Origin of the sequence: Knoellia sp. p5-6-4, assembly GCF_029222705.1 — a bacterium.
GTDB lineage: Bacteria > Actinomycetota > Actinomycetes > Actinomycetales > Dermatophilaceae > Pedococcus_A.
In genome coordinates this window covers 2268811-2289711 of the sequence record NZ_JARGZF010000001.1, presented here as the reverse complement: position 1 = coordinate 2289711, position 20901 = coordinate 2268811, and the positions used below count along the sequence as shown (strand labels likewise).

The following is a 20901-nucleotide window of genomic DNA, read 5'->3' as shown; positions in this document are numbered from 1 at the left end:
CCGACACGCGGTGCGGCCCCGCACCCCTCACCCCCCGGGGCCGCACCGCGCTCGCCTGCACGGGGGCACGCCGCGCGCAGCGGCTCGCGCGACGAGCCCCTGTCGTGGCAGGCTGGATCCTCGTGTCTGTCGCGCCGGAGCTGAGGAGAGAGCAGGAACACCTGGCCACCGCGAGGGAGGCGCTGCGGCGGATGCGCGAGCAGACCCTCTCGCTCCGGGTGCAGGCCCACGACCCGATCTCGGCGGAGCACCTCGCCCGCACCCTGCACCTGCGGGCGGCGTCCCTGGCCGACGACCCGGGCACCACCCTCTTCTTCGGCCGCATCGACACCGACGAGGACGAACGCTGGTACATCGGCCGGCGCCACGTCTCGGACGCCGCAGGCGACCCGCTGGTCATCGACTGGCGAGCCGAGATGTCGACCGCGTTCTACCGGGCCTCGCGAGCCGAGCCGATGCACGTCACCCTGCGGCGGCGGTTCGGCCTCGACCGGGGCGCCATCACGGCGTACGAGGACGAGCACCTCCAGGACCGCGCCGAGCACGAGGTGCGCAGCCAGATCCTCGCCGAGGAGATCGAACGGCCCCGTGTCGGCCCGATGCGCGACATCGTCGCTACGATCCAGCCCGAGCAGGACGAGATCGTGCGGGCCGGGGCCGAGCAGACCATCTGCATCCAAGGGGCGCCCGGCACCGGCAAGACGGCCGTGGGCCTGCACCGCGCCGCCTGGCTCCTCTACGCCTTCCGCGACCGGCTGGTGCGCTCGGGCGTCCTGGTCATCGGCCCGAACCGTGCCTTCCTCGAACACATCGGCGCGGTGCTCCCGGCCCTGGGCGAGGTCGCGGTCGGCCACACGACCATCGAGGAGCTCGTCGCCAGCGTGCCGGTGCGCGGCGCCGACAGCACGGAAACCGCTGTGCTGAAAGGTGACCCGCGTCTGGCAGAGGTGCTGCGGCGCGCCGTGTGGTCGCGGGTCGGCACCGCCACGGAGGCCCTCGTGGTGCCGCGCGGGTCGCGCAAGTGGCGCGTGCCGGCATACGAGGTCGACGAGATCCTCGCCGAGCTGGCCTCGCGCGGCGTGCGCTACGACGCCGCCCGGCAGATGCTGCCGCAGCGGCTCGCGCACGCGGTGCTGCTGCAGATGGAGCGCGCCGGTGACAGCCCCGACGACCGCGTGCAGGACGGCGTCGCGCGATCGAGCGTCGTCAAGCGCTACGCGCAGTCGCTGTGGCCGGCCCTGGACCCGCGCGCGGTGCTCTTCGAGCTCTTCACCGACGCGGACGCGCTGGCGACGCACGCGGACGGCCTCCTGAGCCCCCAGGAGCAGTCGCTCCTGTTGTGGGAGAAGGCCCCTCGCAGCAAGGGGGCGGCCCGGTGGTCGATGGCGGACGCCGTGCTCCTCGACGAGCTCGGCGACCACCTCGAGCGGACACCGAGCCTGGGACACGTGGTGCTCGACGAGGCCCAGGACCTCTCGCCCATGCAGCTGCGCGCCGTCGGACGCCGGTGCACGACCGGGGCCGCGACCGTGCTCGGCGACATCGCACAGGGCACCACCCCGTGGGCGACGGCCTCGTGGGACGAGTCGCTGGAGCACCTGGGCAAGCCGGGCAGCCACGTCGAGGTGCTCGACCGCGGCTTCCGGGTGCCGTCCAGCGTGATCGAGTTTGCCGCGCGCCTGCTCCCCCACATGGCCGCCGGGCTCGGGGCGCCGGTCTCAGTGCGCGAGAACCCCGGACGGCTCGCCGTCGAGGGCACCGCGCCGGGCACCGTCCTCTCCCGCGTCGTGGACGTGGTGGCGACGGAGATCGCGGAGCCGGGCTCGGTCGGGGTGATCTCCCCCGACGCGATGGTCGCCGAGGTGTCGAAGGCCCTTCGGGACAAGGGAGTCGAGCACGGCGTGCTCGGCAGCGACCACGGCGACGTCGAGCACCAGGTGGACGTGGTGCCGGCGAGCGTGGCCAAGGGCCTGGAGTTCGACCGGGTGCTCGTCGTCGAGCCGGCGGCGATCGCGGCTGCCGAGCCCGACGAGCGCACGGGACTGCGCCGGCTCTACGTCGTGCTGACCCGAGCGGTCTCGGCCCTCACCGTCGTGCACAGCGAACCCCTGCCGGCCGCTCTCGGCCCACACCCACCCTCGGTCTGAGAGACTCCGGGCGTGCCCGCACTCCTCACGTGGTGGAAGCTCGACCTCGCCCGGCTGGCGCCTGACGCGCACTCCGACGCCGTCGAGGCGATCGGGCTCGACCTGCTGCGCCGGCTCCAGGAGCCGCACCGGAGCTACCACACGGCGCGTCACGTCGTGGAGATGTACACCGCCCTGGAGGAGCTCGAGCGGGAGGGCGTGCTGACCGGGCGCGAGGCCGCGCTGGCAGGGGTGGCGGCCTGCTTCCACGACGCCGTCCACGACCCTGCCGCGCCTGCCGGGGCCAACGAGGCCGACAGCGCCGAGCTCGCCGTGCGCTCCCTGCGGACCCTCGGCGTCGCGGCCGAGGACGTGGAGACCGTGCGGCGCCTGGTGCTCGCGACCGAGGAACACCAGGCCCCGCAGCAGGAGGGGCTCGACGCGGCCTTCCACGACGCCGACCTGTGGATCCTGGGAGCGCCCGAGGACCGCTTCGACGAGTACTGCGCGCAGGTGCGCGAGGAGTATGCCGCCGTGCCGGACGACGCGTATGCCGCCGGCCGGTCGGGCGTGCTCGAGCCGCTCCTGCGGCGGGACACCCTGTACGCGACGCGCCACGGCCGCAGGGTGTGGGACCGGCGCGCCCGCCTCAACGTCGCCCGCGAGCTGGCGCGTCTGAAGAGCTGACGCTCACGGACCGAACAGCGCCGCGACCATCGGCCACCAGAACGTCGTGCCGCACAGCTCCTCGAACTCGGGGAAGGTCACCCAGCGCGCAGCCACCACGTCGTCGGCGCCCCCCTCCAGGGGTGGGGCCGTGCCGTCGAGCCGGGCGCGAAAGACCTGCAGGCATCCGCCGCCGGAGGGCCAGCGGCCCGGCGTGATCGGCGCGAACCGCTCGTAGCCGCACGGCTCCAGGGCGGCCTCGTCGATGGTCAGGCCTGTCTCCTCCAGCACCTCGCGGACCACGGTCTGCCGGGCCGACTCCCCCCGCTCCCGGCCGCCGCCGGGCGAGGCCCACTCGGCCCGGCGCGGGCTGTACACCACCGCGAAGCGACCTGCTCCGTCCTGCAGGAAGGCCAGCGCCGCGAACACCTCGTCGTCGGGCACCGCAGTGGTCGACAGCACCAGCTCGACCGCCGCGCGGCTGCCGTCCGCGAAGAGCACCTCGGGCACGTCGGCGAGGACCTGCTCGCTCATGTCCTTCACCCGTGCCGACCCGGGTGGCTGAAGTACTCGGGCAGCAACGGCCACCAGTGCCGCTGTGCCAGGTGGTCGGCGGCCTCGTTGAGGCTCAGCCAGTGTCCCCGGCCGAAGGGCACCCCGGAGTCGAGCTCCCGGTGGAAGACGGCGAAGCAGGCGCGAGGGGCGGGCCAGGGGTAGTCGGGCAGCGGCGCCGGCACGGTGTTGCGCACGTAGCCGACCAGCGTCACCTCCCCTGCCTCGCCCACGGCCTCGGCCTGCACCTCGCTGACGGCCGCCCCGACGGCAGCCGAGGTGCCGGCTCCAACGGCAGCCGTGTTGCCGGCCGCCGGCGCCGTGGCCACCCGACGGCTCGGCAGGTCGAGCCCGCCGTCGGGACGCGGGACGACCAGGACCGATCCGTGGGCGTGCGCGAGGAGCCGCACCACCACCGTGTCAGCCGGTGGCAGCTGCTGGCGCGAGGCGATCACGTCGGCCCGGCTCCCCGGCGGCAGCCAGGGAGGTTCGCCGTGGCTGAGGAGCACCCGCTCGTGCCGCCGCTTGGGGATCCGCAGCCCGCTGGCCTGCAGCAGGCGCACCAGCTCGCGGCCGTCCACCGGCCGCGCACCTGCGGCGACCAGCGCGGCATAACGCTCCTCGGGGACGTCGTAGTGGTCGCCCTCGAACCCCCTCCGCGGCAGGCCGGCCGCCGCAGCGAACCGGTGCAGCTCCTCGAACGAGGTGTCGCTGACGAGGTGCGACCACAGGCGCCCGTGGGCGGGCCAGGCGGGCGCGTCGATCCAGATGGTCACGCTGCGACGGTAGCCGCTCACCGCCACCTGTGGACAACCCCGAGGGCGTCCTCCGCCGGCGGCCTACCGTCGCAGGACCAGTCGGCCTGACCCGCGGGCCGCAGCAGCAGGAGGGCATGCCATGGCGACGCAGTTCCAGGTCGACACCGACCGCATCCAGGCCGCCTCGGCCGACATCAGCCGCATCTCGGCGGAGATCGACGGCCAGGTCTCGGCGATGATGGCCCGGCTCGTGGGGCTCCAGGACGCCTGGACCGGCACGGCGTCGGCGCGGTTCCAGGGCGTGGTGGCCGAGTGGCAGGGCACCCAGCGGCAGGTCCGGGCCTCGCTCGACAGCATCGGGTCGGTGCTCTCGGCCGCCGGGGCGCAGTACGCGGAGACCGAGGCCGCAGCGGTGCGCATGTTCACCTAGCCGGCGGCACTCGGACACCGGTGCCCGGCACCGCGCTCGCTCGCGGTACCGGGCACTGGAGGGTCGGCTCGACCGTTCGACTACTCGGTCGTGATGGCCTGCAGCACGTCGAGGCGCGCGGCCCGGCGCCCCGGCCAGAGTGCCGCCAGCACGCCGACCAGCCCGGCCGTCACCACGAACACAGCGAGCTGGGTGCCCGGCACGGCCAGCACGTCGATGCCGTCGTCGGCCAGGGCCCGCTGGAGCGCCCAGCCCGCGCCGAGCCCGAGCACCACGCCCAGCACCGCCCCCAGCAGGGCGATCGCCACGGACTCCAGCCGGAGCATCGTGCGCAGCTGGCGCCGGCTCAGGCCGACAGCCCGCAGCAGTCCGATCTCGCGGGTCCGCTCGATCACCGACAGCGCCAGGGTGTTGACGATGCCGAGCACCGCGATCACGACCGCCAGTCCGAGCAGCGCGTAGATCATGTAGAGCAGCTGGTCGACCGGCCGGCGCTGCTCGGCGGCGAAGGCGTCCTGGTCCTTCAGGGTCACCGTGGGCAAGCCGGCGATGACCTCGTCGATGCCGGCCTGGACCACAGCGGGGTCGGCGCCCGGCTCTCGCACGACGAACACCATGCTGTCCTGCGCCGGCAGCCCGGCTGCGGTGGCGGCGTCGAGGGAGACCAGCACCGGCAGTGAGAGGGCGTCCATCGACCGGTAGATGCCCGCCACCCGGTAGGTCGCCTCCTTGCCGGCGATGGTGGCCTGCACCGACGAGCCGACCACGAGGTCCTCGGCGGCGGCCTTGTCCTCCTCGAGCAGGACGGTGTCGCGGGTGAGCCCCGAGAGCGAGCCCTCGACGAAGTCCAGCGGCACCGCGGTCCCGAAGGTGGCGGGGTCGACCGCCGCCGAGTACGTGCCGCCGTCACCGATGTCGATGCTGGCGAACCGCATCGGGCTCACCGTCTCCACTCCCGGCACGGCGGCGACGTCACGGGTGACGGCCGTAGAGAACGGCTGCTGGATGGCGTTGGACACGACGTAGTCGGCGACGAAGTTCTCGTCGATCGCCTTGTCGATGCTCGCCTTGGCCGAGGCGCCGAAGACCGACATCATCGACACCAGCGTCAGGCCGATCATGAGCGCGGAAGCGGTGGCAGCCGTCCGGCGGGGGTTGCGCACGGCGTTCTGCTCCGCCATCAGTCCCACGGCCCCGAAGGCCCGCCGGTAGACCAGCCCGGTGGCCGCGATGACCGGTCGACCGATCACCGGGCTCGTGAGCGAGAAGCCGAGCACGAGGGCGAACACTCCGGCACCGACCCAGACGGCCCGCTGGTCGACCCAGTCCATCGCACCGGCGGTGCAGGCCGCCAGGCCGCCGGCGATGAGCACCGACCCGACGATGACGCGCCAGTGCAGCGCGGCCTCGGGCATGGCGACGTCGTCGCGCATGGCGGCCACCGGCGCCATCCGTCCCGCCCGGCGGGCCGGCAGGTAGGCGGCGACCATCGTCACGGCCAGCCCCACGGCATACGCGGCCAGGGCGGTGGAGGGCTCGAAGACCAGGGGCGAGCCGCTCAGGTCGAGGCCGAACTGGCCGAACAGCGCCCGGATGCCCACGGCCAGCACGAAGCCGAGCCCGAGTCCCGCGGTCGCACCGACCAGGCCGACCACGAACGCCTCGAAGAGCACGGACCGGGTGACCTGCCTACGGGTGGCGCCGAGGGCACGGAGCATCGCGAGCTCGCGGCTGCGCTGGGCGACGAGGATGGAGAAGGTGTTGACGATGAGGAACGACCCGACGAACAGGGCGATCCCGGCGAAGACCAGCAGGAAGGTGCTGATGAACGACAGCGCCTCGTTGATGCCGTCAGCGCTCTCCTTGGCCGCGGCGTCACCGGTCACGGCCTCGTACCCGCTGGGCAGCTTCTTCTGGAGCGCAGCGGCCAGCTCCTCCTGGCTGGTGCCCTCCTCGGCCGTCACCCAGACGTCGGTGAACTCGTCGCGGCCGCCGAAGTAGAGGGCCTGCGCCGTCCTGGTGTCGAAGAAGGCCAGGCTCGCGCCGACGGTGCCGCCCGAGCTGAACTCGGCGATGCCGACCAGGGTGGCCTCGACCTTCGGCTGGGCACCGCTGGTGACCAGCGTGACGGTGTCGCCGACCCGGTAGCCCGCCCGCTCGGCGGTGCCCTGGTCGAGCGCCACCTCGCCGGTCCGCAGGGGCCAACGGCCGGTGGTGATCGACGCGGGCTGTTCGCCCGACGCGGTCGGGGCGTCGTTGTGGTTCAGGCCCAGACCCGGGGCGCCCTGGCCGCCGATGAGCTTGCCCTCCTTGGAGACCACGAAGGTGGTGGGGTCACCGACGTTGCCGTCGGCGCGTGCGGCGCCCGGTGTGGCGGCGAGTTCGCGGACCAGCGAGCCCGGCACGGTCTTGGAGCTCGGGGGCTGCTCGATGTCACCGCTCACGGCCTCGGGACGCACGACCACGTCGCCGACCGTGTCGACGATGCCGTCGAAGGCCTTGCCCAGGGTGTCGGTGAAGATCAGCGACCCCGAGACGAACGAGACGCCGAGGACGATCGCGAAGGCGCTCATGAACAGCCGCAGCTTGCGACCGAGGAGGCTCTTCCAGCTGGCGTGCAGCACCTCAGGCCCCCGTCTCACCGTGGCTGTGCCCGGTGGCCGCTGCAACGCGTGCGTCGTGCGCGGCCCGTGCGTCGTGCGCCGCCCGTGCCGCGGCGCTGCCGGGGACGTGGCCCTTCTCGAAGCCCTTCATCCGCTCGAGCACCCGCTCGGCCGTGGGGTCGCGCATCTCGTCGACCACCCTGCCGTCGGCGAGGAAGACCACCCGGTCGGTGTGGCTGGCCGCGCCCGGGTCGTGGGTCACCATGACGATGGTCTGCCCGAACTCGTCGACGCTGCGCCGCAGGAAGCCGAGCACCTCGGCGCCGGACTGCGAGTCGAGGTTGCCGGTGGGCTCGTCGGCGAAGATGATCTCCGGCCGGCTCATGAGGGCGCGGGCGCAGGCGACCCGCTGCTGCTGCCCGCCGGACAGCTCGCTGGGCCGGTGCGACAGGCGGTCGCCGAGCCCGACGGTGTCGATGACGGTGGCGAACCACTCGGGGTCGGGCCTGCGCCCGGCGATGGCCAGCGGCAGGACGATGTTCTCCTGCGCCGTCAGGGTCGGCACGAGGTTGAAGGACTGGAAGACGAAGCCGATCCGGTCACGGCGCAGCGTGGTGAGCGCCTTGTCCTTGAGGGTGCCCAGCGAGATGTCGCCGATGAACACCTCGCCGTCCGAGGGCGCGTCGAGGCCGGCCGCGCAGTGCATCAAGGTCGACTTGCCGGAGCCCGAGGGCCCCATGATCGCGGTGAACTCCCCGCGCGCGATGTCGAGGCTGACGCGGTCGAGGGCCACGACCTCGGTCTCGCCGCGACCGTAGACCTTGGTGAGGCCCACGGTGCGGGCTGCCGGCGCAGTGGTGGTGTGCCGCGTCAGGGCGGCGGGGTTCATGGTCGTCATGCGAGAGCTCCCGGCTCAGTGGTGATGGTCAACAAGGGCAACGGTATGGAGGCCGTCACTCGCCTGCCTTCAGGTTTGACCCTGAGCGCACCCTGAGTGCACCCCTAGGCGGTGTACGGCCCGTCCACCGGTCGACGGACGGGCGACGCGCTACTGGATGACGACGCGCGACACCCGGCGCAGCTCGGGCGCGTCGAACGCCTCGCCCCTGACCACGCCGGTGTCCCAACGCAGGACCAGCCCCCGGCCCCGCACCTCGAGGGTGGCCAGGCTGTTGTCGAACCAGGGCCCCTCGGTGATCGTCCAGTTGAACGGCGCAGTGGGCACGCGGTCGGTGCGGGAGACGAGGAACTGCAACGGGCGGTTGAGGCCCCGGGCGAGCAGCGCCTGCGCCAGTCGCACCTTGCGGGGCAGCGGGTTGCGGATCGGGGAGCACACGGCCTGCACCACGCGGCTGGCGCCGGCACCGAGCTCCTCGTGGTCGATCTCGGTGACGTAGGAGTTGTGCACGTCGCCGGAGAGGAACGTGATGGTGCCGGGCGGCCGGCCCCGCTTGCCCCGGGCCACCTCGACCACCATGTCCAGCACCTTGGCGAACCCCTCCTGGAACGCGGCCCAGTGCTCGAGGTCGAGCGCCCGGCGGATGCGCTCCCCGTAGGGCTCGACCCGCTTGCCGAAGGCCCCCTCGGACATGGCCTCGTTGATCGCCTCGAGGTCATGGATCCCCTGCGCGAGGAGGAACGGCAGCGACGTGCCGATGAAGAGGTGGTCGACGTCGCCGTGCAGCTCCTTGTCGAGCCAGGCCATCTCGGCGTCGTCGAGGATGGAGCGGCGGTCGGGGTCGAGCACCCGCGCGGCCCGCGAGTCGACGACCACCAGCCGTGACTCGCCGAGGTTGCGGGAATAGCTCCAGCGGTAGGTGTCGGGGTGCTTGTCCACGCGCTCGGCCAGGGCGTCGAGCGTCTCGGTCAGGTCGAGCTCGTCCCCGCTCCCGGACTCGCGTTGCGCCACGACGAGCTGCCAGACCTCGTCCTCGGCAAGCGCCTCTGGCGAGAGGTTGCCGGCGTGCTGGTAGACCCAGTAGGACGCCAGGCCACCGACGATGCGCTGGTGCCACCAGGGCTTGGCGTTCATCTCGAAGTGCCACTGCCGCGAGGTGTTCCAGTCGTCGCGGATGTCGTGGTCGTCGAAGATCATCGCGCTCGGCAGCGTCGAGAGCAGCCACCGGTTGAGCGGGTCGCTCCACGCGAGCCGGTAGAGGTGGGCGTACTCGTCGTAGTCCTTGAGCTCCTCGTAGGGCGGCTCCTCGAGGCTGCGCCGGGAGGCGATGAACTCGCGCATCTCCTCGGAGGTCTCGTCCGCGTAGACCTGGTCGCCGAGGAAGCAGACGAGGTGGGGCCACTCCGTCGGGCTGGTCCGACTCAGGTGGTAGGCGTAGGCGCGCAGGGCGTCGACGCCGTTGCTGGCGTTGCCCTCCGCGTCGTGGGGCACGCTCGTGCGGCACGAACCGAACGCCATCCTCGTCGGGCGCGCCTTCACCAGGCAGTGGATGCGGCTCGGTGGCAGGCCGGGGAAGCGCGGCTCGGGCTCGGGCCAGACGACCTCGCCGTCGATGGCCACCTCGTACGTGCTCGACGAGCCGGGCTCGAGGCCGTCGAGCACCAGCAGCGCGTAGTGGTGCCCGTGCACCCCGAAGGTGGGCGCCGACCACTGGCGGCCGAAGGCCGACAGGGTCACGGTGGCGGCGTCGCGGGTCTGGACCCAGACCGTCGCACTCTCCTCACCGGCATACCGCAGCAGGGGGCCCAGCACGAGGGGTCCGGTGTCGTCCACCCGACAGTTCTACACGCACGGCCTGTGCAGGTGGGGACAAACGCCGAAGGGCGGCTCCCCGCCTGGGGAACCGCCCTCCGGTGTATGCCGTGTGGCTGGCTGTCGAGGCGAACCTCAGAAGCCCATGCCGCCCATCTCGTCGCCACCCGGCGCCATCGGAGCAGCCTTCTCGGGCTTGTCCGCGATGACGGCCTCGGTGGTGAGGAAGAGCGCCGCGATGGACGCCGCGTTCTGCAGCGCCGAGCGGGTGACCTTGGCCGGGTCGATGATGCCGGCGGCGATCAGGTCGACGTACTCGCCGGTCGCCGCGTTCAGGCCCCAGCCCGCGTCGAGGTGGGTGACCTTCTCCGCCACGACGCCGCCCTCGAGGCCGGCGTTGACGGCGATCTGCTTGAGCGGGGCCTCGGCCGCGACACGAACGATGTTCGCACCGGTGGCCTCGTCACCCTCGAGCTCGAGCTTCTCGAACGCAGCCTTGGTGGCCTGCAGCAGGGCCACGCCACCACCGGCGACGATGCCCTCCTCGACGGCAGCCTTGGCGTTGCGCACGGCGTCCTCGATGCGGTGCTTGCGCTCCTTGAGCTCGACCTCGGTCGCGGCGCCGGCCTTGATGACCGCGACACCGCCGGCCAGCTTGGCCAGGCGCTCCTGCAGCTTCTCGCGGTCGTAGTCGCTGTCCGACTTCTCGATCTCGGCGCGGATCTGGTTGACCCGGCCTTGGATCTGGTCCTGGTCGCCGGCGCCCTCGACGATCGTGGTCTCGTCCTTGGTGACGACGACCTTGCGGGCGCGGCCGAGCAGGTCGAGCTCGGCGGTGTCGAGCTTGAGGCCGACCTCCTCGGAGATGACCTGGCCACCGGTGAGGATGGCGATGTCGCCCAGCATGGCCTTGCGGCGGTCACCGAAGCCCGGGGCCTTGACGGCGACCGACTTGAAGGTGCCGCGGATCTTGTTGACCACGAGGGTGGACAGGGCCTCGCCCTCGACGTCCTCGGCGATGATCAGCAGCGGCTTGCCGGACTGCATGACCTTCTCCAGCAGCGGCAGCAGGTCCTTGATGCCGGAGATCTTGGAGTTGACCACGAGGACGTAGGGGTCCTCGAGGACAGCCTCCATGCGCTCGGTGTCGGTGACGAAGTAGTGGCTGATGTAGCCCTTGTCGAAGCGCATGCCCTCGGTGAGCTCGAGCTCGAGGCCGAAGGTGTTGGACTCCTCGACGGTGATGACGCCTTCCTTGCCGACCTTGTCCATGGCCTCGGCGATCATCTCGCCGATCTGGGGGTCAGCGGCGGAGATCGAGGCGGTGGAGGCGATCTGCTCCTTGGTCTCGACGTCCTTGGCCATCTCGAGGAGCTGGCTGGAGACGGCCTCGGTGGCCTTCTCGATGCCGCGCTTGAGGGCCATCGGGTTCGCGCCGGCCGCGACGTTGCGCAGGCCCTCGCGGACCAGCGCCTGGGCCAGCACGGTGGCGGTGGTGGTGCCGTCGCCCGCGACGTCATCCGTCTTCTTGGCGACCTCCTTCACCAGCTCGGCGCCGATCTTCTCGTACGGCTCCTCGAGCTCGATCTCCTTGGCGATGGAGACACCGTCGTTGGTGATCGTGGGGGCGCCCCACTTCTTCTCCAGGACGACGTTGCGGCCCTTCGGGCCGAGGGTGACCTTGACGGCGTCGGCGAGGGTGTTCATGCCCCGCTCGAGACCGCGGCGAGCCTCTTCATCAAAAGCGATGATCTTGGCCATTCGGGTGGTTCCTCCCACGCGAATCGTGTGTGGCGACCTCGCCGTGCCCGCGACGGACGACCCGGTTCGCGCGGCTCACGTCGCACACGTTCCCCGAGCCTCACTTTGAGGCCATGAATTGTCACTCTCATACCGAGAGTGCTAACGCCCATTATTGGCACTCGCCCCGGGAGAGTGCAAACGCCTCCCCAAGCCTTCCCCGGTATGCCGCCCGCGCGCCATCCCCCGCCCGTCCCGCAGCCGCGGCGCGAGATCCCACCTCTCGCACCTCGGGTCCCTCCAACGCGTGAGATCTGGGAACTCACCTGACGGGTCAGGGCTGCCTGTGGATGACGGCTGCGGGGCTCCTCGCCGGGCGACCACCACCGCACGGACCGGCAGCAGTGGCGGAACGACATCCAGCGCACGCGACTCCTCGAGTCCCTGAGGTGGCGGGTCGTCCGCATCACCAGTGCCGACCTCCGTGGCACCGGCCTGACCCGGTTGACTGCCGAGCTCAGGGGCCTCGTGGCGTCCCGCGAGATCCCACCTCTCACGCTAAGGCGCGGCCCAGGGCGCGAGAGGTGGGATCTCGCAGGGTCAGGTTCGGGGGAAGCGGAGGGTGACGACCTGGAACGGGCGCAGCGCGAGCGCGACGCCGCGCTCGCCCTCGTCCGCCACCCCGGGCGTCCCCAGGGCACGCTCGAGCAGGTCAACCGCATACGCGCCCTCGTGGGCGAAGCCGGCCCGCACCCGCGCGGCGCACCGCCGGCCCAGCCCTTCGTAGAGCCGCACGACCACGTCACCGGACCCGTCGTCGGCGAGCTTCACCGCCTCGACGTACACGCCCTCGCCCTCGATGCCCACCAGCGGCTCGACCGGCTCGCCGGACCCACGAACCGTGCGCACCGGCAGGTTGACCCGGTAGCCCTCACGGACCGCGTCACCGATCGACGCACCCGGCACGAGGCCGTAGCGCAGCCGGTGCACCCCGAGGTCGGCGACCGGGTCGGGGCTCTGCGGCGCCCGCAGCAGCGACAGGCGCACCTGCGTCGTGGTGCCACCGCCGTCGCGGTCGCGACGGGTGACGTCGTGGCCGTAGGTCGAGTCGTTGACGACGGCCGCACCGAACCCGGGCTCGCCGACGTGCACCCAGCGGTGGGCGCAGACCTCGAACTTCGCGGCGTCCCAGCTGGTGTTGGTGTGCGTCGGGCGGTGCACGTGGCCGAACTGCACCTCGGAGGTCGAGCGGTCCGCGGCCACGTCGAGGTCGAAGCCGGCCTTGAGGATCTGCTCGCGCTCACGCCAGTCGACCTCGGTGTCGACGTCGACCCGGGCCTCGCCCGCCGGCAGCGTCACGAGCTGGGTGACCACCGACTGACCGACCCGACGCATGACCTTGACGCCGCCCTCGACGGCCTCGACGGTCTCCGCGTCGGTGAGGTCGCGGACGACGTTGCGGTAGTAGGCATCGACATCCCAGGCGTCGAAGCGCACCGGGGTGTCGGGGTGGAGCTGCAGCAGGTTGCCGACCGACCCGGGGGCGAGCGCCTCCCGGCCGCTCGCCCGCTCGACCACCGACGTGAGCAGGCCCCGCGCGTCGACCCGCGCGGCCACCAGGCCGTTGTCGAGCACGAACCCGTCACCTTCGGCCCGCACCTCCACCGGTTCTGCCTGGACGACCGGCCCCGCGCCGAGCGCGGCAACCCCGGCCCGCTCGTGGGGGCTCGCGTTGAAGGCCACCTCAACGTCGCCCGCCCCGGCGAGCGCCTGCTGCGCCTCGCAGATGATTGCCTCGAGCTCCTCCGCGAGCGCGGCATACGTCTCCACGGCCTCGCGGTGCACCCACCCGATGGAGGAGCCGGGGAGGATGTCGTGGAACTGGTTGAGGAGCACGGCCTTCCAGATCCGGTCCAGGTCCGCAGACGGGTATGCCGCGCCAGTCCGGACCGCGGCCGTGGCCGCCCAGAGCTCGGCCTCGCGGAGCAGGTGCTCGCTGCGACGGTTGCCCTGCTTGGTCTTCGCCTGCGAGGTGTAGGTGCCGCGGTGCATCTCGAGGTAGAGCTCGCCCACCCAGACCGGGGCGTCGGGGTACTCCGCCTCGGCCTTCTCGAAGAACGCGTCGGGGCGCTCGACCTCGACCCGGGCCGAGCCGTCGAGGTCGCGCAGGCGAGCGGCCCGGGCGAGCATCTCGCGGGTGGGGCCTCCCCCGCCGTCGCCCCAGCCGAAGGGCAGCAGCGAGCGGGTCGCCGCCCCCTTGTCGGAGAAGTTGCAGGCCGCGTGCGCGACCTCGGCGCCGGAGACCTCCGAGCCGTAGGTGTCGGCCGGCGGGAAGTGGGTGAAGATGCGGGTGCCGTCGAGGCCCTCCCACCGGAACGAGTGGTGCGGGAAGCGGTTGGTCGTGTTCCACGAGATCTTCTGGGTCAGGAACCACTGCGACCCCGACAGCGCGATGAGCTGCGGCAGGGCGGCGGTGTAGCCGAAGGAGTCGGGCAGCCACACCTCGCGGGTCTCGATGCCGAGCTCGTCGCGGAAGAAGCGCTTGCCATGGTTCAGCTGCCGGGCCAGCGCCTCGCCGCCGGGCATGTTGGTGTCGGACTCCACCCACATCCCGCCGACCGGCACGAAGCGGCCCTCGCGCACCCGCTCGACGACGCCGGCCCAGACCTCGGGTCGGTGCTCCTTGAGCCAGGCGAACTGCTGTGCCGACGACATGGCGTAGACCAGCTCGGGGTGGCTGTCCATGAGCGAGACGACGTTGGAGCAGGTGCGCGCCACCTTGCGCACGGTCTCGCGCACCGGCCACAGCCACGCGGAGTCGATGTGGGCGTGGCCGACCGCGGAAATGCGGTGGGCGCTGGCGCGGGCCGGGTCGGCGAGCACCCCCTTGAGCTCTGCGCGAGCCTCGGCCGCGGTGCCGGCGAGGTCACCGACGTCGAGACGGTCGAGCGCCTGGTCGATGCTGCGGAGCACCTGCCACCGGCGCGCGTCCTCCAGCGGCAGCTCGGCCGCCAGCTGGCCCAGCACCTCGAGGTCCTGCTGCAGCTCCCACACCTCGGCCTCGAAGACGGCGAGCTCGGCGCGCTCGACGCGGTAGCGGGGCTCGCGGCCTGCCGTCCCGGGGTCGCCGAGCGGTGAGGGCCGGAAGTCGAACCCGCCACCGCCGAGCAGGAGCGGGTTCGACGCGGCCTCGACGTACAGCTCCACCTCCTCGCCGCCGACGGCCTCGTCGACGACCCGCACCCACTGGTTGCGCGGGTTCAGCCCCTTCACCGGCGAGCCGTCGGCCCGGTAGACCAGTCCCTCGACGTGGAACCCGGTGCGGTCGGGGTCGAAGCCGAGGTCGAGGCGCAGATCGACCGGCCGCCCGGCGTGCGACTGCGGCACCTGGGCACGCACGCGGAACCACGTCGTGCCCCACGGCGCCCCCCAGCGCTGGCCGACGTGCACCGGCTCGTATGCCGCGGCGAGCCCCTCCCCCACCGGCACCGGTTCGCCGGGGGCCTCCCAGCTCGCGAGGTCGACCTCCACCGGCGCGGACCACACGGCGTCCTCGACCCGCTGGAGCGTGCGGGCCAGACGTCCTTCGATGAGCAGGCGGTCGTCGTGCATGGGGTCTCCTTCGGGTCGGAGCGGGCGGAGGGCGGGGGCGAGGTGGAAGGTGGGGCTCGGGTGCGGGTGGGCTCAGGCGGCGACGGACACGATGCCGCGGTCGCTGCGCTCGAGCAGGTGCGGGCCGTCGTGGCCGGTGAAGGTGTGGCACTCTCCGCGCACGGGCGACCGTCGCCCGTCCGGGCACACCAGCATGGCCCCGTCGGCGTCGACGGCCACCCACTCGTCACCCACGTGCAGGAGCACGGGAGCGTCGCGGCCGGCCGAGACGGCGGTGCGCCCGGCGGCCATCCCGCCGAGCACGTCGCCGTCGGCACAGGCCACCCAGGTCGTGGGCGAGCCCGGCGCGGCGCCGTGTGCGGGGCGGTGCCAGTCGCTGCCCCCCACGGGTGTCGGGCGACCGGCCGCAGCCCACCAGGCCAGCGGACCACCGTCAGCGAGGTCGGTCCAGGGCCAGTGCCAGACCTCGGCGAGCGGCGGTGGCTCCGCCAGGGGGTGGCGCCACGCGCAGTCGCCGGAGACCGGGTGGTTGACCGACAGCAGGCCGCCGCGCTCCTGCACCACCGCCACCCACTCGACCGCCGGCCGGCGGAAGTCGACCCAGCCGATGTCGCCGAAGGCGTTGGCGTGTCCGTCGGCGGTGGTGACCTCCTGCCCGGGGAGGAGCGCGACGCCGTGCCGTCGGCCGGCGTCGGCCAGCAGGGGGTGGTGGCTGGTGGTGTTGTGGTCGGTGACCCAGAGGAAGTCCAGGCCCGCGCCGGCTGCGAGGCTGGCCAGCGCGTCGACCGCGAGCGAACCGTCGGAGTGGTGGGTGTGCGCGTGGCAGTCCCCAGCCAGCCAGGTGAGGCCATCGGTCGCCGGCAGCGCTCGGCGCCTCCGGCGCTCGGACGGCGGCACCGGGGCAGGGGCGGTGGCCGCGGGGGCGCCCCCGACATCGACCTGGTCGACCTCGAGCGACCACTCCAGCCCGGCGTCGGGCAGGCGGTGCAGCCCGAGCACGACCTGCCAGTGGCCGGGCGGCAGGCCCCGGTCGAGGTAGCCGGGGGTCGACCACGACGGACCGACCTCGACCACGCTGCGCGCGCCACCGGACCAGCCGCGCCAGCCCTGCGGGTCCACGAGCCCGAGGTCGAGCACCCCCGACGGGCCGTGGGACCGGTCGTAGTCGAGCGTCAGGCGCAGCCCCCGGCACCGGTCGGGCACCTCGAAGGAGACGTAGTGCCACACCGACTCGGCCCGGTGGTCCGGGGTCCACCGGCCGGTGAAGCGGGTCACGACCCGATCAGCTCGCCGTCGCCGTCGGCCCGGTAGAGCAGCACCCGTCCGGGCGAGGGCGCGAGGTGGGCCGAGTCACCGATCTCGGGCTCGTCGGACTCGGGGACGACCGCCCGGATGGACTGCTCGCCCGCCTCGACGGTGACGAGGACGCTGACGCCGAGGTTCTCGACGGCGCTCACCTCGCCGAGCACGGCCCCGTCCTGCGGTCCGGTGACCACCCGCACGTACTCCGGGCGCACCCCGTAGACGACCTTGTCGCCCTCGGCCACGGCGCCGGCGCCGTCGGGCACCGGCAGCCGGAAGCCGCCGAAGTCGAGCTCGCCTCCGACGACCTGGGCGTCGAGCAGGTTCATGGGGGTGGCGCCGATGAAGTTCGCCACGAAGGTGTTCGCCGGCCGCTGGAAGACCTCGCGCGGCGTGCCGACCTGACGGATCCGGCCGCCCTCCATGACGGCCATCCGGTCGGCCATGGCAAGCGCCTCCGCCTGGTCGTGGGTGACGAACACCGTGGTGACGCCGAGGGACTTCTGCAGCTGCTTGAGGAAGGTGCGCGCCTCCAGGCGGAGGCGGGCGTCGAGGTTGGACAGCGGCTCGTCGAAGAGGAACACCTGCGGGTGGCAGGCGATGGCCCGGGCCAGGGCGACCCGCTGCTGCTGCCCGCCCGACAGCTGAGCCGGTCGTCTCTCCATCAGTGCCGCGAGACTCAGCCCGTCGGCGGTCTCGAGCGCCCGGGCGCCCCGCTCCTCGCGGCCCATCTTCCGGATCCGCAGCGGGTAGGCGATGTTGTCGGTCACCGTCATGTGCGGGAACAGGGCGTAGTCCTGGAACACCATGGCCACGTCACGCTCGCCCGGCTCGATGGTGGTCACGTCACGTTCGCCGATGTGGATGCCGCCCTCCGTGGCGACCTCCAGGCCCGCAAGGGTGCGCAGCAGGGTCGTCTTCCCGCAGCCCGAGGGCCCGAGCAGGGCGAAGAACTCGCCGTCGGCGATCTCGAGGTCGACCCCGTCGACGCCGCGGACGCCGTTGGGGTACTCCTTGACCAGCCCGGTCATCGTCACGGATGCCATCAGCCCTTGATTCCTCCCTGGAAGGCGAAGCCGTACCGGCGGTTGACGAACAGGTAGAGCGCCACCACCGGCACGGAGTAGACGAGCGCGAAGGTGGAGATCAGCGCGAAGTTGGGCTGCCCACCGGCGTCGTAGAACGTGTACATGACCACGGCCGCCGGTTGCTTCGACGGGTTCGACAGCAGCACGTAGGGGACGAGGAAGTTGCCCCACACCTGCACGAGCGCCCACACACCGACGGTCGCCATGCCCGGCCGGATGACGGGCAGCACGACATGCCGCAGGATCTGGCTCGGCGAGGCGCCGAAGACGCGCGCCGACTCCTCGTAGGACCGCGGGATGGAGTCGACGAAGTCCTTGAGCATGAACACCGCTGCAGGCAGCAGGCCGCCGCTCATCACCAGCACCACCCCGACCTGCCGGTCGATGAGGCCGAGCTGGAAGAGCATGAGGAAGATCGGCACCATCGCCGCCGTGCCGGTGACGATCGAGCTCAGCAGCAGCAGCGCGTAGAGCAGCTGGTCGCGGCCGGGGATCCGGACCCGGCTGAGGGCATAGGCTGCCAGTGCCGAGAGCGCGATGACCAGCACCGCCGAGCCCACCGCGAGGACCAGCGAGTTGCGGATCGAGGGCCAGGTCTGCGGGTTGGCCAGCAGGTCCTCGAAGTTGGCGAGGGTGAAGCCCGACAGGCTCGCCCGGTAGGACGGTGCGGGCGAGAACGGCGTGAGCACCAGCCACAGGAGCGGGAGGGCGAAGAAGACGACGAGCAGGCACAGCGCGGCATACGTCACGGCCTTCCCGGCGACGAGCCACACCGCTGCCCGGGCGGCGCCGGGACTGGTCGCGGTGCTCATGACGCTGCCTTCTCACGGGTGCGCAGCAGCCGGATGTAGGCCACCGCGATGACGAGGTTGGCCAGGAGCAGCAGCAGCGAGATGGCCGAGCCGTAGCCGAGCTGGCCGCCGATGATGGCCTCCTTGTAGATGTAGACGGGCAGGATCTCCGACTCCCGGTTCGGCCCTCCCCCGGTCAGCAGGTAGGGCGAGAAGTCGTTGAAGGTCCACAGGGTGATCAGCAGCGTGTTCGTGAGCACGTGCCGCTTGACGGTCGGGAGCACCACGTCGCGCAGCTGCTGCCACCGGCTGGCGCCGGCCATCCGGGCCACCTCGAGGTGCGAGCGCGGCACGGTGGCGAGCGCGGCGGTGTAGAGCAGCATCGAGAACGCCGTGCCGCGCCAGATGTTGAAGATGACGATGACCGCCATCGGGTGGTCGAGTGCCCATGCCATGTCGGTGGTGCCGAGCAGCGCGTTGAGGGTGCCGTTGCGGCGGTCGAGCAGAGCCTGCCAGAGGAAGGCCACGACCGAGCCGGGCAGGATCCACGCCAGCAGGACGAGCACGGTGACCGTGGCGCGCACCGCTCGCCGGGCGCCGCTGAGGAACCACGCCAGGGCGAAGCCGAGGACGTTCTGCCCCAGCACCGCCGAGCCGCCGACGAACAGCAGGGTCAGCCAGAGCGACTTCAGGAACGCCGGGTCGGACAGGGCGCTGGTGTAGTTGCCGAGCCCGACGAAGACGGGGGCCTGCGCACCGGTGCCGGTGAGGCTGTACTCGAGGAGGCCGAGGTAGAGCGTCCAGGCTGCGGGGAAGACGAGGAACACCCCGACCAGGACCATCGCCGGCGCGACGAACGCCATGGCGCGGCCCCGGCCGAGACCGACGACGTCGCTGTCGTGCCGGGCGCGGCGTCGGCGGGTCGTCGAGGACCCGCCGGGCGGGCCCGGAGCGGTCTCCGGGGCCGGCCGGAGGTCAGCTGTTTGCGACGCGGTCTGCACCAACGGCCTTCTCCAAGGACGACGCGAAGGTCTTCGCGGCCTCGTCGGGGCTCTTGCCCGAGACCACGTCGGCGGTGGCCTGCTGGATGGCGAGCGAGACCTCGTTGTACTTCTCGTCGGACGGCCGGTAGGTCGTCAGCGGCAGGACCTCGGAGGAGATGAAGCTCAGCAGCGGGTCGTCCTTGAGGGTCTCGGCGTTGACGTCCGCGCGCGCCGAGATGCGGATCTGGGCCTTCGACAGCTCGGTCTGCATATCCTTCGACGCCATGAAGGCCATCAGCTCCCACGCCTGCTGCGGGTACTTCGTCTTCGGGTTGAGCATCCAGCCGGCACCGCCGGAGCCGCTGACGAAGTCCTGCCCGTTCACGCCCGCACCGGGCTGCTTCGCCGGGATCTTGGCCCAGCCGACCACCTCGTTGCGGTCGGGCATCGACGTGGTCGCGCAGTTCTCCTTGTCGGGGCAGATGACCGAGCGCCAGAAGTAGTCGCCCTCGGCGAGGATGCCGATCTTGCCCTTGCTGAACTCGGCGAAGGACTGGTCGCGCCCTGCCTTGTCCTGCTGCATGCGGGGGTCGCCGAGGCCGGTGCCGTAGAGCTTCTCGTAGAAGCCGAGGACGTCCTTGACACCCTGCGTGCTGCCCTGCCACTTGCCGCTGGAGTCGTCGTAGAGCGGCTTGCCGGTGCCGGCCAGCAGCGGCAGGAAGCCCTGGGCCGTGGTGGCCTCGCCCATGGGGACGCCGGCATTGATCTGGATGGGGGTGACGCCCTTGACCTTCTTGAGGGCCTCACCGGCGGCGAAGATCTCGTCCCACGAGGTCGGCTGCCAGTCGGTGGGCAGGCCCGCCTGGGCGAAGAGCTTCTTGTTGAAGTACAGGACGCGACCGTCGGTGCCGTTCGGGATGCCGTAGAGCTGGTCCTTGTAGGTCAGGTTCTGCTGCACGGCCTCGGAGATCTGCGACCAGCCGTCCCAGCTCTTGGCCTTCTCGCCGACCACGTCGTCGAGCGGCTTCACATAGCCCGCGCTGGCCAGCTCCCCGAGCCAGATGCCGTCTGCGGCAAAGACGTCCGAACCGCTGCCGGTCTTGAGGTTGAGCTCGAGCTTGGTCTTGTACTGCTCGTCCTCGACACCGGCGCCGTTGAACGTGACCTTGGCGGTCACGCCCTTGGCCTTCTGGGCCTCGACGAACGCGGGGATGACCTTCTCCGAGATCCAGCTCGCCTCGGCCGAGTTCTTGCCGCCCACGACTCCGTTGGAGCTGATGACGAGCGTGACCTCCTTGGCGTCTGCGTTGGCATTGGGATCGCTGGCGTCCTCGGCGCTCTTGGCTCCGACGCACCCGGAGAGGGCGACGGCGGCGGCCAGGCCGGAGACGACGAGGGTGGAGCGGGACGGTAGACGCATCGAGCAGACCTCCGCAGGCAGGTGTCGCCGGCGCCGTGACGCCGACCGCGGATCCCCCTTGACCCGCGGCCACGACCCTGCCACAGAGTTTTCTCGCGGTCTACGGTGACTTGCTGTCAG

Annotated in this window: 15 protein-coding genes; 3 read left to right on the top strand and 12 right to left on the bottom strand. The window is 72.0% G+C overall.

The window, feature by feature from the left end; translation table 11 throughout:
- Nucleotides 1-122: 122 nt before the first annotated feature.
- Complete coding sequence (locus P2F65_RS11145) at nucleotides 123-2147, top strand: AAA family ATPase (RefSeq protein WP_275806965.1); 2025 nt, start codon at nucleotides 123-125, stop codon at nucleotides 2145-2147.
- A gap of 12 nt (nucleotides 2148-2159) precedes the next feature.
- The gene (locus P2F65_RS11140; protein WP_275806962.1) at nucleotides 2160-2813 is read left to right on the top strand and encodes a hypothetical protein; all 654 of its coding nucleotides are present in this window, start codon (nucleotides 2160-2162) and stop codon (nucleotides 2811-2813) included.
- 3 nt (nucleotides 2814-2816) lie between these two features.
- On the opposite strand, the gene P2F65_RS11135 is transcribed toward P2F65_RS11140, so the two are convergent.
- A complete protein-coding gene (locus P2F65_RS11135) occupies nucleotides 2817-3326 on the bottom strand; it encodes an NUDIX hydrolase (protein WP_275806959.1) in 510 nt (169 codons plus the stop codon).
- Between the two features lie 5 nt (nucleotides 3327-3331).
- Nucleotides 3332-4120, bottom strand: coding sequence for a DUF4031 domain-containing protein (locus P2F65_RS11130; protein ID WP_275806956.1), 789 nt, complete (start codon nucleotides 4118-4120; stop codon nucleotides 3332-3334).
- A gap of 121 nt (nucleotides 4121-4241) precedes the next feature.
- Here P2F65_RS11130 and P2F65_RS11125 point away from each other — a divergent pair, with 121 nt between their 5' ends.
- Nucleotides 4242-4532: a WXG100 family type VII secretion target gene (locus P2F65_RS11125; protein ID WP_275806953.1), complete on the top strand. Its 291-nt coding sequence runs from the start codon at nucleotides 4242-4244 to the stop codon at nucleotides 4530-4532.
- A gap of 80 nt (nucleotides 4533-4612) precedes the next feature.
- Here P2F65_RS11125 and P2F65_RS11120 read toward each other — a convergent pair whose 3' ends face one another.
- From P2F65_RS11120 to P2F65_RS11075, 10 genes are all read right to left on the bottom strand, one after another.
- Nucleotides 4613-7156 carry an ABC transporter permease gene (locus P2F65_RS11120; protein WP_275806950.1) on the bottom strand — a complete coding sequence of 848 codons (2544 nt, stop codon included), beginning with the start codon at nucleotides 7154-7156 and terminating at the stop codon, nucleotides 4613-4615.
- A 1-nt stretch (nucleotide 7157) separates the two neighbouring features.
- Nucleotides 7158-8024, bottom strand: coding sequence for an ABC transporter ATP-binding protein (locus P2F65_RS11115; protein WP_275807400.1), 867 nt, complete (start codon nucleotides 8022-8024; stop codon nucleotides 7158-7160).
- Between the two features lie 159 nt (nucleotides 8025-8183).
- Nucleotides 8184-9866, bottom strand: a complete 1683-nt coding sequence (locus tag P2F65_RS11110) for an alkaline phosphatase D family protein (RefSeq protein ID WP_275806948.1) — start codon at nucleotides 9864-9866, stop codon at nucleotides 8184-8186.
- Between the two features lie 114 nt (nucleotides 9867-9980).
- Nucleotides 9981-11606, bottom strand: a complete 1626-nt coding sequence (groL, locus tag P2F65_RS11105; protein ID WP_275806945.1) for a chaperonin GroEL — start codon at nucleotides 11604-11606, stop codon at nucleotides 9981-9983.
- Between the two features lie 579 nt (nucleotides 11607-12185).
- Nucleotides 12186-15197 (bottom strand): glycoside hydrolase family 38 C-terminal domain-containing protein, encoded by a 3012-nt coding sequence (locus tag P2F65_RS11100; RefSeq protein ID WP_275806942.1) that lies wholly within the window; start codon nucleotides 15195-15197, stop codon nucleotides 12186-12188.
- Between the two features lie 72 nt (nucleotides 15198-15269).
- Nucleotides 15270-16472, bottom strand: coding sequence for a CehA/McbA family metallohydrolase (locus P2F65_RS11095; RefSeq protein WP_275806939.1), 1203 nt, complete (start codon nucleotides 16470-16472; stop codon nucleotides 15270-15272).
- Entirely contained in the window at nucleotides 16469-17545 is a 1077-nt protein-coding gene (locus tag P2F65_RS11090; RefSeq protein ID WP_275806936.1) for an ABC transporter ATP-binding protein, read from the bottom strand. Before P2F65_RS11090 ends, P2F65_RS11095 begins: the two co-directional genes overlap by 4 nt.
- A complete protein-coding gene (locus tag P2F65_RS11085) occupies nucleotides 17545-18399 on the bottom strand; it encodes a carbohydrate ABC transporter permease (RefSeq protein ID WP_275806933.1) in 855 nt (284 codons plus the stop codon). The genes P2F65_RS11090 and P2F65_RS11085 overlap by 1 nt, the downstream gene beginning before the upstream one ends.
- Entirely contained in the window at nucleotides 18396-19379 is a 984-nt protein-coding gene (locus tag P2F65_RS11080) for a sugar ABC transporter permease (RefSeq protein WP_275806930.1), read from the bottom strand. The genes P2F65_RS11085 and P2F65_RS11080 overlap by 4 nt, the downstream gene beginning before the upstream one ends.
- Nucleotides 19354-20781, bottom strand: coding sequence for an extracellular solute-binding protein (locus P2F65_RS11075; RefSeq protein WP_275806927.1), 1428 nt, complete (start codon nucleotides 20779-20781; stop codon nucleotides 19354-19356). Before P2F65_RS11075 ends, P2F65_RS11080 begins: the two co-directional genes overlap by 26 nt.
- Nucleotides 20782-20901 lie beyond the last annotated feature (120 nt).

Excerpts from the sequence above, each read along its gene's own strand:
- P2F65_RS11125 (WP_275806953.1), top strand. The coding sequence starts at position 4,242 with ATGGCGACGCAGTTCCAGGTCGACACCGACCGCATCCAGGCCGCCTCG.
- P2F65_RS11075 (WP_275806927.1), bottom strand. The coding sequence starts at position 20,781 with ATGCGTCTACCGTCCCGCTCCACCCTCGTCGTCTCCGGCCTGGCCGCC.
- P2F65_RS11135 (WP_275806959.1), bottom strand. The coding sequence starts at position 3,326 with ATGAGCGAGCAGGTCCTCGCCGACGTGCCCGAGGTGCTCTTCGCGGAC.
- P2F65_RS11085 (WP_275806933.1), bottom strand. The coding sequence starts at position 18,399 with ATGAGCACCGCGACCAGTCCCGGCGCCGCCCGGGCAGCGGTGTGGCTC.
- P2F65_RS11090 (WP_275806936.1), bottom strand. The coding sequence starts at position 17,545 with ATGGCATCCGTGACGATGACCGGGCTGGTCAAGGAGTACCCCAACGGC.
- P2F65_RS11100 (WP_275806942.1), bottom strand. The coding sequence starts at position 15,197 with ATGCACGACGACCGCCTGCTCATCGAAGGACGTCTGGCCCGCACGCTC.
- P2F65_RS11115 (WP_275807400.1), bottom strand. The coding sequence starts at position 8,024 with ATGAACCCCGCCGCCCTGACGCGGCACACCACCACTGCGCCGGCAGCC.
- groL (WP_275806945.1), bottom strand. The coding sequence starts at position 11,606 with ATGGCCAAGATCATCGCTTTTGATGAAGAGGCTCGCCGCGGTCTCGAG.